The sequence below is a fragment of the Shewanella sp. 30m-14 genome (genome assembly GCF_052977125.1).
This window is the reverse complement of sequence record NZ_JBRILW010000020.1, coordinates 82,071-97,532: the sequence shown is the minus strand read 5'-3', so window position 1 is coordinate 97,532 and position 15,462 is coordinate 82,071. Positions and strand designations below refer to the sequence as shown.

At 42.9% G+C, this 15,462-nt stretch carries 12 protein-coding genes; 7 read left to right on the top strand and 5 right to left on the bottom strand.

Annotation, left to right across the window (positions count from 1 at the left end; translation table 11 throughout):
- Positions 1-281 (bottom strand): helix-turn-helix domain-containing protein (locus ACVBIU_RS14960; RefSeq protein WP_447164154.1); only part of this gene is annotated, 281 nt, incomplete at its 3' end.
- Positions 282-432: 151 nt separating this feature from the next.
- On the bottom strand, positions 433-1,380 hold the full coding sequence (gene focA, locus ACVBIU_RS14955) for a formate transporter FocA (protein WP_447161714.1): 948 nt from the start codon (positions 1,378-1,380) through the stop codon (positions 433-435).
- Between the two features lie 1,409 nt (positions 1,381-2,789).
- Between focA and pflB the strand changes: the two genes are divergently transcribed.
- Positions 2,790-5,072, top strand: a complete 2,283-nt coding sequence (gene pflB / locus ACVBIU_RS14950; protein WP_447161715.1) for a formate C-acetyltransferase — start codon at positions 2,790-2,792, stop codon at positions 5,070-5,072.
- Positions 5,073-5,136: 64 nt separating this feature from the next.
- Complete coding sequence (pflA, locus tag ACVBIU_RS14945; RefSeq protein WP_447161716.1) at positions 5,137-5,877, top strand: pyruvate formate lyase 1-activating protein; 741 nt, start codon at positions 5,137-5,139, stop codon at positions 5,875-5,877.
- A 24-nt stretch (positions 5,878-5,901) separates the two neighbouring features.
- Here the strand turns inward: pflA and yfbV are convergent, their stop codons facing one another.
- A complete protein-coding gene (yfbV, locus tag ACVBIU_RS14940) occupies positions 5,902-6,345 on the bottom strand; it encodes a terminus macrodomain insulation protein YfbV (protein WP_447161717.1) in 444 nt (147 codons plus the stop codon).
- Positions 6,346-6,540: 195 nt separating this feature from the next.
- On the opposite strand from yfbV, the gene ackA reads away from it, so the two are divergent.
- From ackA to ACVBIU_RS14925, 3 genes are all read left to right on the top strand, one after another.
- On the top strand, positions 6,541-7,737 hold the full coding sequence (gene ackA, locus ACVBIU_RS14935) for an acetate kinase (RefSeq protein ID WP_447161718.1): 1,197 nt from the start codon (positions 6,541-6,543) through the stop codon (positions 7,735-7,737).
- Between the two features lie 103 nt (positions 7,738-7,840).
- On the top strand, positions 7,841-9,988 hold the full coding sequence (gene pta, locus ACVBIU_RS14930; protein WP_447164153.1) for a phosphate acetyltransferase: 2,148 nt from the start codon (positions 7,841-7,843) through the stop codon (positions 9,986-9,988).
- A gap of 775 nt (positions 9,989-10,763) precedes the next feature.
- The gene (locus tag ACVBIU_RS14925; protein WP_447161733.1) at positions 10,764-11,222 is read left to right on the top strand and encodes a hypothetical protein; all 459 of its coding nucleotides are present in this window, start codon (positions 10,764-10,766) and stop codon (positions 11,220-11,222) included.
- Between the two features lie 578 nt (positions 11,223-11,800).
- Here ACVBIU_RS14925 and ACVBIU_RS14920 read toward each other — a convergent pair.
- Positions 11,801-12,709 (bottom strand): class I SAM-dependent methyltransferase, encoded by a 909-nt coding sequence (locus tag ACVBIU_RS14920; RefSeq protein WP_447164152.1) that lies wholly within the window; start codon positions 12,707-12,709, stop codon positions 11,801-11,803.
- 5 nt (positions 12,710-12,714) lie between these two features.
- A complete protein-coding gene (locus tag ACVBIU_RS14915) occupies positions 12,715-13,866 on the bottom strand; it encodes an AI-2E family transporter (protein ID WP_447161721.1) in 1,152 nt (383 codons plus the stop codon).
- Positions 13,867-13,954: 88 nt separating this feature from the next.
- Here ACVBIU_RS14915 and folX point away from each other — a divergent pair, with 88 nt between their 5' ends.
- Both folX and ACVBIU_RS14905 read left to right on the top strand, forming a co-directional pair.
- Positions 13,955-14,320 (top strand): dihydroneopterin triphosphate 2'-epimerase, encoded by a 366-nt coding sequence (folX, locus tag ACVBIU_RS14910; RefSeq protein WP_447161722.1) that lies wholly within the window; start codon positions 13,955-13,957, stop codon positions 14,318-14,320.
- Between the two features lie 86 nt (positions 14,321-14,406).
- Entirely contained in the window at positions 14,407-15,315 is a 909-nt protein-coding gene (locus tag ACVBIU_RS14905) for a TIGR01777 family oxidoreductase (protein ID WP_447164151.1), read from the top strand.
- The last annotated feature ends 147 nt before the right edge of the window (positions 15,316-15,462 follow it).

Sequence of the window (15,462 nt, the reverse complement as noted above, 5' to 3'; positions counted from 1 at the left end):
GCTCTTTTCTCTATATAGTCAGCGAGTTGAGCTTGCTGTTCTGTGCTGAGAAATGCAGGTCTTCCTGTACGCGGTTTTTCTTGCAGCCCCGCGAGCCCTTCTTCTAAATAGGCATGTACCCACTTATTGACGCTGGTTCTGCTCACTTTTAAAAATAGTGCAATTTGAGTTCGAGATTTTCCATCCTGAAAATGAGCCAGTGCAAGTAGGCGCATCTTCATTTGGATAGATTTTTGCTCACGAGCTAGAGCTGTAAAGTCAGTATTTTTAAAGTTATCCATAACCACAAATGAAGAGAATACGATGAATGCAATTAGATCATATTTTTACTTAGATTGGTATTAAGCATGCCATAAACTATTTGATGGGTAAAAAAAAGCAGCTCATAAAAATGAACTGCTTGTTTTCGAATGCGGCTATTAGCCTACTCGCTTAATTGTCAGCGTTCGTCTTTGGCGCAATCTGCTGTGGATTGTCTTGAGCAGAATAACGATTAGCGCCATTCTCTATCATCCAATAGCCTAAACCTATAAACACACCACCACCAACAATGTTACCTAAGGTGACAGGGATAAGGTTATTTAGAACAAAATTCATTACGGTCAAATCAGCAAACTGCTCACGGCTGATATTCAACGCTTCAAACCAAGCAGGATCGGCCAACTGTTGAATTGCAATCCCTAACGGAACCATAAACATATTGGCAATGCTATGCTCGAAACCACTGCTTACGAACATAGCAACGGGTAACATAATGAGTACAACTTTTGTCAGTACATCTTTAGTAGCGAATGTCATCCACACCCCAAGACACACCATAATATTACACAAAATGCCCAATACAAAAGCTTGGGTCCAGGTGTGGTGTAATTTGTGCTGTGCAATGTTCAGTGCACTCAAGCCCCAACGACCACCATCAAGCTGATACATACCAGCCAGAGTGATCAGTAACACCATGAGCATAGCGCCAACAAAGTTACCAGCATAAACTCTAGCCCAACACTTCAGCAATGCGATATGACCCACACGTTTTTGAGCCCACGCCACGCTACTTAGCACGGTACTGGTAAACAGTTCTCCCCCGCAAACCACAACAAGGATTAAACCTAAACTGAAAGCGAGTCCGCCAACGAAACGCGTTAGCCCCCAAGAACCGTCGCTACCTGTAGTAACAGTAATGTAAAAAACAAACGCTAAAGCAATAAATGCACCTGCAAATATCGCTAGGCCAAAAGATTGCCATTTAGATTTGGTTACTTTATCTGCACCGTAGAGGGCTGCTTGTTGAGTAAGACTCACCTTAGCCGCAGGGTTAGCATTAGACGTTTGAAGTGAACCTTCTACCTGAACACTTTGACTTTGCTGATTATTAACTGTCATTGTGCCCACCTAAAGCCACTAACTTTGTCAAAACTGCATACAAATCGCATAAACTTTCTCCACAACACCCGTAATCATCAATCACGTACTATAAAATAAGCCTAGAAATAACTTGTGTAAAATCAATGACAATCAGTTAATAGATAAACCCGAAAGGTAAATTGGTCTGACCAATTGCATTTTAAGTTTGGTAAGATAACATAGCTGCAAACTAAAGGCATTAAAAACGCCTTACTAATATAGGGAAATATAATCATAGTTTAATCTAGATCTAACTCTGTCTATTTTATTGTACTGGCTCTCAAAGTTAACAAACTAAAAAGCAGTGTTCAGCGCTCAGTGAACAGTACTAACCTCTATCTACCACGCAGCCAAACCGTTCCAGTTACACAACAATCTAATGACTTTATCTTGCTCACTTATCTGCATAGGGTAACGTAAAATAACGAGGCCGTAGGCACAACGCTTGATCTCCATTTTTTGTAATAGCTTAGCTCCTATATTTTGGTTCCATAGCCAAAATAGAATGCAACAGCCAGAGTTAGATTTAGATTGATTTACACTAACCCAATAAACCACTCGTGCTAGCAGAGCTATTTTTTAGCCGATACAGAAGACTGATAATGTAGCAACAATAGCAAGATATTAATCTACTCAGCCCTTACCATAGAGGTCAAAAACACCAGACGACCTCGCTTTGACACCGCAAAGCGAAACCATTAACGCCTTCAAAAACCTTGTGGTTAAGCCTTAGAAACAAATGTTTATTATATGCAATCCATGCAATCTTTCGTGCGCGCACCACTATTAAGCTTAGAAATACACTCAACGCTTTGCCGCTTCAGATAATGACTATCACATTGTTAACAGCCTTAACTTGGCGTTTATTTCATCTATAATTCATACCGCCGTCACATAATAAGGCATCTATATGGCCTTTAATCTAATGAGATTTATCGCCGTTCGATTTTTTAATGGCTAGTGTTAGGTGACTTTACACTAGACGAAAAATCACTTGCGAAAATCAGACCAGTTTTAAACTCAAGCAAATAAGATCGGGCGTTAAAACCTCGTTCGCGCAAAAAGTGCTACCTTGGTAACAGTTTTTGCATTTCTCAAGCAATTGGAAGCTGATTTAAGTGCAGCGCATCCTAGGTTATGCTAATATATTCATGGTTAATTGGTCTTACCAATTCCACATCTTCAGTCAGAATATATACTGGGGAACGAAAGATGGTTAACCAATACAGATTACAATGAAGTGAATTCACTTCGAAAACGCGCCAAGTTAAATTAGGCTTCCAGCCTTTTGGGGCGTTTAAGACTTAGCTATTGGTGTATCGCACGCCTCGTTTTTGAGCCTTATCGATACCCAATAACCTTTATCTAAAACAGAAGGTAATAGTACGATGACCGATAAAACTGAACAGTTTGCAACCGCGTGGGAAGGTTTCACCGCTGGCGATTGGAAAACTGAAGTCAATGTGCGTGACTTTATTCAAGCTAACTACACTCCTTATGAAGGCGATGAGTCTTTCCTAGCTGGTGCTACTGAAGCAACAACCGAACTTTGGGACAAAGTTATGGTTGGCATTAAGGAAGAGAACCGCACTCACGCACCTGTTGATTTTGATACTTCACGTGTATCAACAATCACTTCTCACGAAGCCGGTTACATTACTAAAGATCTAGAAACTATCGTTGGTCTGCAAACTGAAGCGCCACTAAAGCGTGCTATGTTGCCTAACGGTGGTATTCGTATGGTTGAAAGTTCTTGTGCTGCATACGGCCGCGAACTAGATGCTGACGTTAAGTACGTATACTCAGAACTACGTAAGACACACAACCAAGGTGTGTTTGACATCTACACTCCAGAAATCATGCGTTGTCGTAAGTCTGGCGTATTGACTGGTTTACCAGATGCATATGGCCGTGGCCGTATCATTGGTGATTACCGTCGTATCGCACTATACGGTATTGATTTCCTAATGGCAGACAAGTTTGCTCAATTCGGATCTCTACAGTCTGATTTCGAAACTGGCGTAGACTTGTCTTACACTATGCAACTTCGTGAAGAAATTGCAGAACAGCACAAAGCACTAGGTCAAATGAAGAAGATGGCAGCAAGCTACGGCTTCGACATCTCTCTACCTGCGACTAACGCTAAAGAAGCTATCCAGTGGACTTACTTCGGCTACCTAGCTGCAGTTAAGAGCCAGAACGGCGCGGCTATGTCTTTAGGTCGTACTTCTAGCTTCCTAGATGTGTTCATCGAACGCGATCTTAAGAATGGCACATTGACTGAGCAAGAAGCTCAAGAAATGGTTGACCATTTCGTAATGAAGCTACGTATGGTTCGTTTCCTACGTACTCCAGAATACGATGAGTTATTCTCTGGCGACCCAATCTGGGCAACAGAGTCTATCGCGGGTATGGGTCTTGACGGTCGTACACTTGTTACTAAGTCAAGCTTCCGTTTCTTGCACACTCTATACAACATGGGTCCTAGCCCAGAGCCAAACATCACGGTTCTATGGTCTGAGCAGTTACCACTAAACTTCAAGAAGTACGCGGCTAAAGTATCTATCGATACTAGCTCTATCCAGTACGAAAACGATGACCTAATGCGTCCAGATTTCGAATCTGACGATTACGCTATCGCTTGTTGTGTTAGCCCAATGGTTGTTGGTAAGCACATGCAGTTCTTCGGCGCGCGTGCCAACCTTGCCAAGACGATGCTTTACGCTATTAACGGTGGTGTTGACGAAAAACTTAACGCTCAAATCGGTCCTAAGTCTGCTCCAATCACAGACGAAGTACTGAACTATGATGACGTTATGGGTCGTTTAGACACTATGATGGACTGGCTTGCTACACAGTATGTGTCTGCACTTAACGCTATCCACTTCATGCACGACAAGTACTCTTATGAAGCTGCTCTAATGGCGCTTCATGACCGTGACGTACGTCGTACTATGGCGTGTGGTATCGCAGGTCTTTCTATCACTGCTGACTCACTTGCTGCGATTAAGTACGCAACAGTTAAGCCAATCCGTGATGAAAATGGCATTGCTGTTGATTTCGACATCGAAGGCGACTATCCAAAGTTCGGTAACAACGACCCACGTGTTGATGATATCGCAACTGAATTGGTTGAGCGCTTCATGGCGAAGATCCGTAACATGAAGATGTACCGTAACGCGATCCCAACACAGTCTATCTTAACTATTACCTCTAACGTGGTTTATGGTAAGAAGACAGGTAACACACCTGACGGTCGTCGTTCTGGCGCACCATTCGCTCCAGGTGCTAACCCAATGCACGGTCGTGATGAGAAAGGCGCAATTGCTTCTTTAACATCAGTTGCTAAACTACCATTTGCTCACGCACAAGACGGTATTTCTTACACATTCTCTATCGTTCCTAACGCGTTAGGTAAAGATGATGATGCACGTAAGACTAACCTTGCAGCGCTTATGGATGGTTACTTCGCACATAACGATAGCCGTGAAGGTGGTCAACACTTAAACGTTAACGTAATGAACCGCGAAATGCTTGAAGATGCCGTGGTTAACCCAGACAAGTACCCACAGCTGACAATTCGTGTTTCTGGTTATGCAGTACGCTTTAACTCACTAACACCAGAGCAACAGCAAGACGTTATTACCCGTACCTTTACTAAAGGTCTGTAAGTTAATTTAAGTGTCGATTCGGCTGATGTTGTGCAAAGCACACGTCAGCCTAACAGGAGTATCAATGGCAGTTATCGGTCGGATTCATTCTATCGAATCTTTTGGAACAGTAGATGGCCCAGGCATTCGGTTTATCACCTTTATGCAAGGCTGCTTAATGCGCTGCCTATACTGCCATAACCGCGACACTTGGGACTTACACGGTGGTAAAGAAATGAAAGTCGATGACTTAATGAGTCAAATCATTAGTTATCGACCTTTTCTTGAAGCCAGTGGCGGTGGTGTGACCGCAAGCGGCGGAGAAGCGATTTTACAAGCTGATTTTGTTGCTGAACTTTTCAAAGCCTGTAAAAAAGAAGGTATTCATACCTGTCTTGATACTAATGGCTTCGTTCGTAAACACACCCCCATTATCGATGAACTTCTCGATAATACAGATTTAGTGATGCTAGATATTAAGCAGATTGATGATGCACAGCATATCGCTCTGACCAATGTCAGCAACCAGCGCACGCTGCAGTTTGCAGAATATTTGCATAAGCGTGGGCAAACAACATGGATTCGCTATGTGGTTGTTGGTGGCTATACCGACGATATCCCATCAGCTCAAGCGTTAGCTGAATTTATTAAGCCTATGACTAACGTGGAAAAGGTCGAGTTACTCCCTTACCACGAGCTAGGCAAACATAAATGGGAAGCCATGGGAGAGAAATATGAACTTAATACTATTTCTCCGCCAAGCACCGAAACCATGGAACAGATTAAGAAAGTCTTTACCGATATGGGAATAAACGCAGTTTATTAACCGCGCTTAATCCTCAGCGCTAAACTAAAGTTCTTCCCAATAACTGGCATCTAAGCGTTCAAAAGCCGCTTTTAGTATTAACGCCATATCGAAGTAACAGGCTTTAGCGCCAAGTGGTCGACAATTAACGCCCATTTGCAATAATTTAGTCGATAGCTGGTTACCCCAGTCAAGCAGAGATAAGGGTAAAGGGTGGCGAGAACGCCAGCCTAACCAGAGTAAGCCTTGAATAGGCAAGCTGATAAAGAATAATGCGATGGTTATGGCCTGGGGCAGATAGCCCCAACCATGAAGATACAGCTGACTCGCTGCCGCCAAAATAGCCAACACAGGCATTAAAGGCAATGCAAGTTTAGTCGCTTGCATAACGCGATACTCAGGAAAGTAAAAACTGAGTTGTCGAACCATAGGCCAGGTTTTCATATAACGACGACCTTCGCCCAATGTTTTGAGAACTTGAATGCTCAACGATGGCACCTATAAATAAAATTAACAGCCTAACTTTAGCATAAACACTCGGCCTGCCCCAAGGGCTAGCGCAGAGTAAGACACAATTTTGCTCTTTTAAAGAGCATACTTTACGACTTCGGCTATAGTTGCCATATGAAGTTTTGTTATTAGGTGAGTCAAACGGCTTCACCCTTTATTGCGAAAGGTTTAAACATGTCAAACAAACTGGTATTGGTGCTTAACTGCGGTAGTTCATCTCTAAAGTTTGCAGTAATTGATGCGCTTTCTGGCGATGACCAAATTTCAGGTCTAGCTGAGTGTTTTGGTCTTGAAGATTCAAGAATCAAATGGAAAGTTAACGGCCAGAAAAGTGAAGCGAGCCTAGGTGCTTTCACTGCTCACAGAGAAGCTGTTGAATACATTGTTAAAGACATTCTAGGTGCTCACCCAGAAATCGCTGCAGAGATCCAAGCAATTGGTCACCGCGTTGTTCACGGTGGTGAGAAGTTCACTCACTCAGTCATTATTGACGATTCTGTGATTCACGGTATTGAAGATTGTGCAACTTTAGCACCACTTCACAACCCTGCTCACCTAATCGGTATTCGTGCAGCGCAAGCATCTTTCCCACAACTACCACAAGTAGCTGTGTTCGATACTGCGTTCCACCAAACTATGCCAGAAAAAGCATACATCTACGCGCTTCCATACAAGCTATACCGCGAAAATGCTATCCGTCGCTATGGCATGCACGGTACAAGCCACCTATTCATCAGCCGCGAAGCTGCTGCTGCACTAGGTAAAGATGAAGCTGACACAAACATCATTTGTGCTCACTTAGGTAACGGCGCGTCTGTTACTGCTATTAAAGGCGGTAAGAGTGTTGATACTTCTATGGGTCTAACTCCACTAGAAGGTTTGGTAATGGGTACACGTTGTGGTGACGTTGATCCTTCAGTTATCTTCCACCTAGTTAACCGTCTTGGTTACACGCTAGATGAAGTTGAATCTGTACTGAACAAGCAAAGTGGTCTACTCGGTATTTCTGAGTTAACTAACGATTGCCGCGGCATCGAAGAAGGTTTCGAAAGTGGTCATAAAGGCGCAACGCTAGCACTAGAAATCTTCTGCTACCGTCTAGCTAAGTACATCGCTTCTTACACTGTGCCACTAGAGCGTCTAGACGCTGTAGTATTCACTGGCGGTATCGGTGAAAACTCTGACCTAATCCGTGAGAAAGTACTTAACTCTCTAGCGATTTTCAACTTCAACGTTGATAAAGAGCGTAACGCTGCTGCACGTTTTGGTAATGGTGGCAAGATCACTACCGACGAAGGTACAGTTGCTATGGTTATCCCAACTAATGAAGAGTGGGTTATTGCGCAAGACGCAATCGAACTAATCAAGTAATTTAAGCAACAAAATGCAGCTAATACCTCGTATTAGCTGCTGTTAGCGCTGTATAGATTTTAGCCATACCTTGTATGGCATCACCGAGTTTCAAGAGGTCAATATGTCTCGTAACATTATGCTCATTCCAGTGGGTACAGGCGTTGGTTTAACTTCCATCAGCCTAGGTATGGTTCGTGCACTTGAACGCCATGGCGTTAAAGTACGCTTTTTCAAACCAATCGCCCAGCAACGTCCAAACGACAATGGTCCAGAGCGCTCAACGACTATTTTGAGCAAGTCTCCAACCGTTAATCCACTCGAGCCATTCGAGATGGAGCATGCAGAAAAACTAATTCGTGCAGACCAAACTGACGTGTTGATGGAGCAGATCATTGCTCGTGCAACAGAATGCGCTGATGATACTGAAACGTTGATCGTTGAAGGTTTAGTCCAAACTCGTAATCACCCTTTCTCTAGCGATGTTAACCATGCAATCGCTAAAGCACTTGATGCTGATATCATTTTTGTTGCCACTCCAGGTAACGAAAGTGCAACAGCATTAATGAACCGCCTAGAGATTTCACACAACTCTTGGGGTGGTAGCGAAAACAAACGTTTAATCGGTGCTATCGTCAACAAGATTGGCGCACCGGTTGATGACGAAGGCCGTGCACGTCCAGATCTATCAGAAGTATTTGATCACGACGAACTGCAACGCCCAGATGCAGCGAGCATGTTCCAACTGCCAGGTAAGAGCCCACTACGTATTTTAGGTAGCGTGCCTTACAACTTAGATCTTGTTGCACCACGTGCATCAGATCTTGCTAAGCACTTGAGCGCTAAAATCATCAACGCTGGTGAGATGAACACTCGCCGTATGCGCAAAGTGACTTTCTGTGCACGCAGCATCCCTAATATGGTTTCTCATATTAAAACTGATTCACTATTAGTGACTTCAGGCGACCGCTCAGACGTTATCGTTTCAGCTTGTCTTGCATCAATGAACGGCGTAAAAGTCGGCGCCTTGTTGCTAACAGGCGGTTATGAGCCTGAACCACAGATCATGGAACTTTGTGAGCAAGCTTTTGAAACTGGCTTACCAGTATTCTTAATCGATACTAACACATGGCAAACTGCGCTAAACATTCAGCGTTTTGATCATGAAGTGCCTGTAGATGACGCGGTACGTATTGAACAAGTTCAAGAGTACGTTGCTAGCCATATCGACCAAAACTGGGTTGAGAGCATCACTAAAAACTCTCCACGTGAGCACCGTTTATCGCCACCAGCATTCCGTTACAAGCTAACTGAACTTGCTCGAGCTGCGCGTAAGACTGTTGTGCTACCAGAAGGTGATGAGCCAAGAACCATCGAAGCTGCAGCTATCTGTGCTGAACGTGGTATCGCTCGTTGTGTTCTTTTAGGTAACCGCGAAGAAATTGAACGTATTGCTACTCAGCAAGGCGTTGTATTAGGTGATGGCGTAGAAATCGTTGATCCTGAAGCATCTCGTGGTCGCTACGTTGAAGCTATGCTAGAGCTACGTCGTGGTAAAGGTCTAACTGAAGTTGTTGCTAAAGAGCAATTAGAAGACAACATGGTACTAGGTACTATGATGCTTGCTCAAGGCGAAGTAGACGGTATCGTATCGGGTGCGGTTAACACTACAGCTAACACAATTCGTCCACCACTACAGTTAATTAAGACTGCACCAGGTTCAAGCCTAGTGTCTTCTATCTTCTTCATGCTAATGCCTGATCAAGTTTACATCTACGGTGACTGTGCAATTAACCCAGATCCAAGTGCTGAGCAATTAGCTGATATCGCAATTCAATCTGCAGAATCTGCAATTGCATTTGGTATCGAGCCACGCGTTGCGATGATCAGTTACTCAACAGGTAGTTCAGGCACTGGCTCTGATGTCGATAAAGTACGTGAAGCGACCCGTATTGCAAAAGAGAAGCGCCCAGATCTTATCATCGACGGTCCTCTTCAGTACGATGCAGCTGTTATGCCAAACGTTGCTCGCTCTAAAGCGCCTAACAGCCCTGTAGCAGGCCAAGCAACAGTATTTGTATTCCCAGATCTAAACACGGGTAATACAACTTACAAAGCGGTACAACGTAGTGCTGATTTGATCTCTATTGGCCCAATGCTTCAAGGTATGCGTAAGCCAGTGAACGATCTATCTCGCGGCGCATTAGTTGACGATATCGTTTACACGATTGCACTAACAGCAATTCAAGCGGCACAAAACGAACAAGCTTAATTAGCCTATCTAATCAAGCCATTAAAAAGCCTGCATCAGCAGGCTTTTTTGTATCTATCGATATGCCGATTTAACGCTAGCCTCCTCTATTTCTAGGTTCTAAGCGATTACCCTCTTCCGCCACAAAGTCTATTAAGCAGTTGTAAAAATTGGCGATTTCAGGAGTGCAGTGCCTGTCTTTGAGCGCTTCTGCCGCATATGGCAAAAAAATCCTTCTCAATAATAAACTTACTTTATTGTCAGTCGACCTCATGCAACATCCCTAAAGACAACCCTCTCAGTATAAGGAACGTCAGTAAATAGAGAGTTTGTATGTACCAAGTCGGTATGTAGAAAATCCGTTTAGTGAAAACGCTGTATAGAAAGTTCGGAGTAATCATGAGTGATTACCATTGAATAACGTCAAGTTAATCTGAAATAAATCCACTAGATAGATAAGGCTTCTTGATAGGGATAAAAATAAATCGAGAGATCGCTAATACAAGTATTAAGTTAGCTATTAACAAAGATTGCAGGCGAAAAAAGAGGGAAACCAGGAATGAGTCAAAAAATAACCAGCACTTTTACTTGCTATATATCAACAACTTAAACAAGTTAAAAATAGTCTTCAACATACTTGTCCACAGATTCTGTGGATAACATGTTTAAGCTATCTATACAGATATGCCTCAGATCTTTATCTAGGTCAAGCTTTTCAAGCGATCTTTTATGAATGACTTGCCTTGATACAAAAGAATCGTAATACTGCAGCAAATCCTTCATCACTTATAACATGATTAAACCGTTACTTTTTGCAGCAATTTTAGGGCTTGTAGCATGTAGCCCCTCAGAGCAGCACAGCAATGACACAAGTCTTTCAGCCAAGCAATCCCTTAGAACGCCAGAATTAACCTCTATAGGCTTCTTAAGCGCGGTTTACATCGATAGAAATGTGGAAAATGCCAAATTTTATGTTGATGACTCACTTAAAGAGATCTTGAGTCATTATTATATTGCAGCTTCAGTGCAGCGTAATATGTTGAACCTGTCGATGACAGACGTTGAGCTTGAAGTAGATGAAGTCGATATCGATTTCTTTAGAAAATTCACCGATGACGTTACTGTCATCGTCAAAATTAAAGGCTTACGTGGCGGAAGAAGTTGGATTGATGATCGTACGCTTCGTTTACACAAGCGTCAGGGAAACTGGATTATTGTAGAAATCATGCCAGAAAAGCGCCAAGTGAATGGCTAAACCCAGCTTCCAAGCTCAACAAAAAATAGCAACCTAGTGGTTGCTATTTTATCTTTAAAGCTCAGCTATTTTCTGGCTTTAGGATATTGTCCTTAATCTAAAAACGCTTCTTCATCCATTTCAACTGGTAGAGACTCTAACATCTCATCTTGTAGTTGATAGTATGCGCCTTCATATTCCTGAACTTCCATAATAACTCCGGATCTTTGATTAAGGTGTAGGGTACAAAGGCATGACATCAAAAGTGTGTCATTTTGCCTTTTTTTAAAAACATGCCAATTATGCTTTGTTTCTAACCGCGAGTATAACAGCATCGCCAAGAGACTTACAGAAAACTTTCAGAAATAGCACTCAAAGTCAGCGCTTAAATACAAAATAACCCGATAAAGCACGTGTTCCTGTCGATCAACATGAAAGTCTTTCACCTTTTAATTCAAAAATGAACTTAACAGCCAACTTTATACGTCGAAAAAATCTACCAAATAGTGCCCTCCTCTCATCATCAAATAGAGCCTCTTAATGTTAGGGCATAAAAAAACCAAACATGATGTTTGGCTTTTAAGATCTCAGTCTACAGACTAACTCTTTTGGTAACGTAGCACTTTAAGCGCTTTGTTAGGATCGATATCTTCAAATACCGCGGGGTTATCAAGCTGTTCACAGAAAACTAAGCTTGGACTGTACTCGTTAACCTGCTCCATTAAAAACTCAATACTGAGTTCTGGCGCATTTAAACAAAGTAACATGTCACCGTCATCGGCTAGAAGCTCTGGCAATCTCTTTAATAAGCGAGCATAGTCTTTAGTCGCGACAAAGCTGCCCTTTTGATTACTTGGCGGATCCGCAATGATCAAATCATATGGACCGAGTTTGGTCAGCTTTCCCCAAGATTTAAAGATGTCATGACCAAGAAAACGCGCCCCCGCTTTTAAATCATTTAGCAGATGGTTCTGTTTACCTATAGATAGGGCACCTTTACTCATATCGATGTTAACGACTTCATCAGCCTTACCCTGCAGCGCTGCGACTGAAAAACCACAGGTATAAGCAAACAGGTTCAACACCTTTTTATGGGCGCTATGTTCACGGATCCATTGACGTCCATTACGCATATCGAGAAACAAGCCGTGGTTTTGACCGCGCATAAGATGCACTTGAAAATGAGCACCATTTTCACTGACAATATGCTTCTCAGGGACTTCCCCCTCAATGATCTCGGTATGAGTTTCTCCACCTCGGCGATACTGGAACACCAAATTCAGTGGTTCATCACCTTTTAGCTCAAGCCAGCGCTGCTCTATCGCATCACATAAGCGACTCAAGTCATCACTTTCTAACACTTTAAAGCTGGTTAACAACAACACAGGTGAGAACCAATCTAGACAAAGATGTTCTGAACCTTTAAAACGCCCTCCTCGCCCATGAAATAGTCTGCTCACATCTTCTGACAGCTCAACTTGCTTTACTGCTTCAATAAATAACTGCATCAAACTCACTTTTCTCTATTCTTTAACTCTGAACTCTCTAATTGAGCTCCCTCTAACGGATTACTTTCTAACAGTTCATTTTCTGACGTAGCTGATCCGGGCTCTTTTACCTCTTGAAGTTGTGCCTCTGAGATATCATCACCGAGTAACACCGCTAGCCAGCGGCCGCCAGAGCTCGACTCTAAAGCTATTTTTACAATCATAGTCAATGGCACAGACAATAACATGCCTACAGAGCCTAATAACCAGCCCCAGAAGATCAATGATAAAAATACCACTAAGGTCGATAAACCTAAGCCCTTGCCCATATATCTAGGCTCAACGGCATTGCCCATAACCGTATTTGTACCAAGATACAATAACGCCACGCCACCAGCCGCTCCAGGGCCTAATTGGATAAATGCCAATAGTACAGAAGGAATAGCGGCTATGATTGAACCGATATTAGGAATGTAGTTAAACAGAAACGCTATCACGCCCCATAGCAAAGCATAGTCGACGCCAATAAAGTAAAGACCAACACCAATAATAAGGCCGGTCGCTAAACTGACTAGCGTCTTAATCACCATATATTGATTCACTGAATGTAAGAATCGGTCTACCTGCTTTAAGCGCATATCTGGATCGTCCAGCGCCAAATGCATTTTGGTCGAAAAACCATTCGATTCAAATAACATGAATACAACTGTCAAAATAATCAGGAATAAGTTAGCCATCACACTGCCCACACCAGACAACATATTTGTCGTCATCGACAATGCGACCCCAGGATCGAAATATGCCAAGATCTGCTCTTTGGAGATGTGGATATTAAACGACGCGAGCTTCTCGACTACCCAAGAAAAATGCCCTATCAGCTGATCGCGATAAAAAGGGAGTTGTTTCGAAAACTCGTTAATCGAGGTGCCCACCACCGATGCAAGCCATAGCCCCATCAACACAATAAACACCATCAGCAGCAGCACAGCTAAGCCACGTGGTGTTCGGTGACGTGTCATCCAACTGATCATTGGATTACAAATCACTGCGATAAACACTGATAGCACAAAAGGCACCACAATCGGGCTAGCAGCTTTAATGCCTGCTAAAATAACAACGATAAACGCTGAAATAGCAAAGCCCTTAAATGCCACGCCTTGATTCTCAAATCGAGTCATTACAATAAAATCCTTCTTGATTCACTATAATATTGATAGGGTTATATAAACTGCTTCTTATAACACTACAACAGGGACATCGTTATCTATGAAACCAGAAATCGCCGTGATCCGTATTAAGAACCTAAGATTACGTACCTTTATTGGCATTAAGGAAGACGAAATACAAAATAAGCAAGATGTCACCATTAACGTAGTTATTCACTACTGTGCTGATAGAGCGAGAAACAGCGATAATATGGATGATGCTTTGAATTATCGCACGATTACGAAAAAGATCATTGCTTTAGTTGAAAACAACCGCTTTTCTTTATTGGAAAACCTTACTAGCCAAGTCTTAGATATTGCCAGTGAACACCCATGGGTCGACTTTGCTAAAGTAGAAATTGATAAACCACATGCTTTACGCTTCGCAGATTCAGTGTCACTAGAGCTATGCTATCAAAAGCAATAGATCTAACACTCACTCTCTGGCGTACTAAATGTCATGGCCTTAATCATCATGATTAGCCCCTAAATTGAGAATATCTATTTAAGCCTATGAATATATTAATGACTGGCGCCAGCGGGTTTATCGGTACGCAACTGGTTAATGCCATCGATCCGCAACACCAATTAACCATCCTTAGTCGTGATCCCCAGCGCTCAGCCATTAAGCTCGGCGCTAAACATCATTACATCATTTCGCTCGATGAGCTAAATAACTTAGATCAATTTGATGCTGTAATTAACCTCGCAGGCGAGCCCATCGCAGCCAAGCGCTGGAGCGGCTTACAAAAACTCGCGATCTGCAACAGTAGATGGCCCCTCACCGAGCAGCTAACTTCATTGATTGCGAAAAGTACCACGCCTCCACACACTTTTATAAGTGCTTCTGCTGTGGGTTATTACGGTAATCAAGGTCAACACGCGGTCGATGAAAACTATCAAACCAGCAGTACCAATTTAGCCGAATTTACCCACCAGGTTTGTCAGCGCTGGGAAGAAGGCGCATTGACGGCAGATAGTGAGCAAACTCGAGTATGCATTGTCCGTATTGGGCTGGTTCTTGGCAGTGCGGGCGGAGCACTCGCTAAGATGTTACCCGCATTTAAATTAGGACTTGGTGGCCCCATTGCCGATGGGGAGCAAGGTATGAGCTGGATCCATCAATCGGATCTTATTCAACTGTTCCTTCACTTACTCAACAGCCCTGATTGTAAAGGCGTATACAACGGCAGCTCCCCTAACCCTGTGAGCAACAAATACTTTACCCGAACTCTTGCTAGCGTATTACAACGACCCGCCTTTATTCCTGTGCCGGCCTTTGCACTGAGATTCGCTCTCGGTGAGATGTCTTGCCTATTAATTGAGGGGCAATACGTTACGCCTAAGCGCACATTAGCCTCTGGTTTCCAGTTCGAATATCCAGAACTGGAACTCGCACTCAAGCAGGTGCTGCTTAAGTAACGTTACTTAGATCTCAATAATACCCCATCAAAATCGACAACAATAAAAAGTTAAAAAGCAAAAAAGAAAAGGGATAGCTAAGCTACCCCTTTTCTTTTTGGGTTTTTATTATCGAATTAAGAAGCTCGAATTGAGAATCTCGAAACT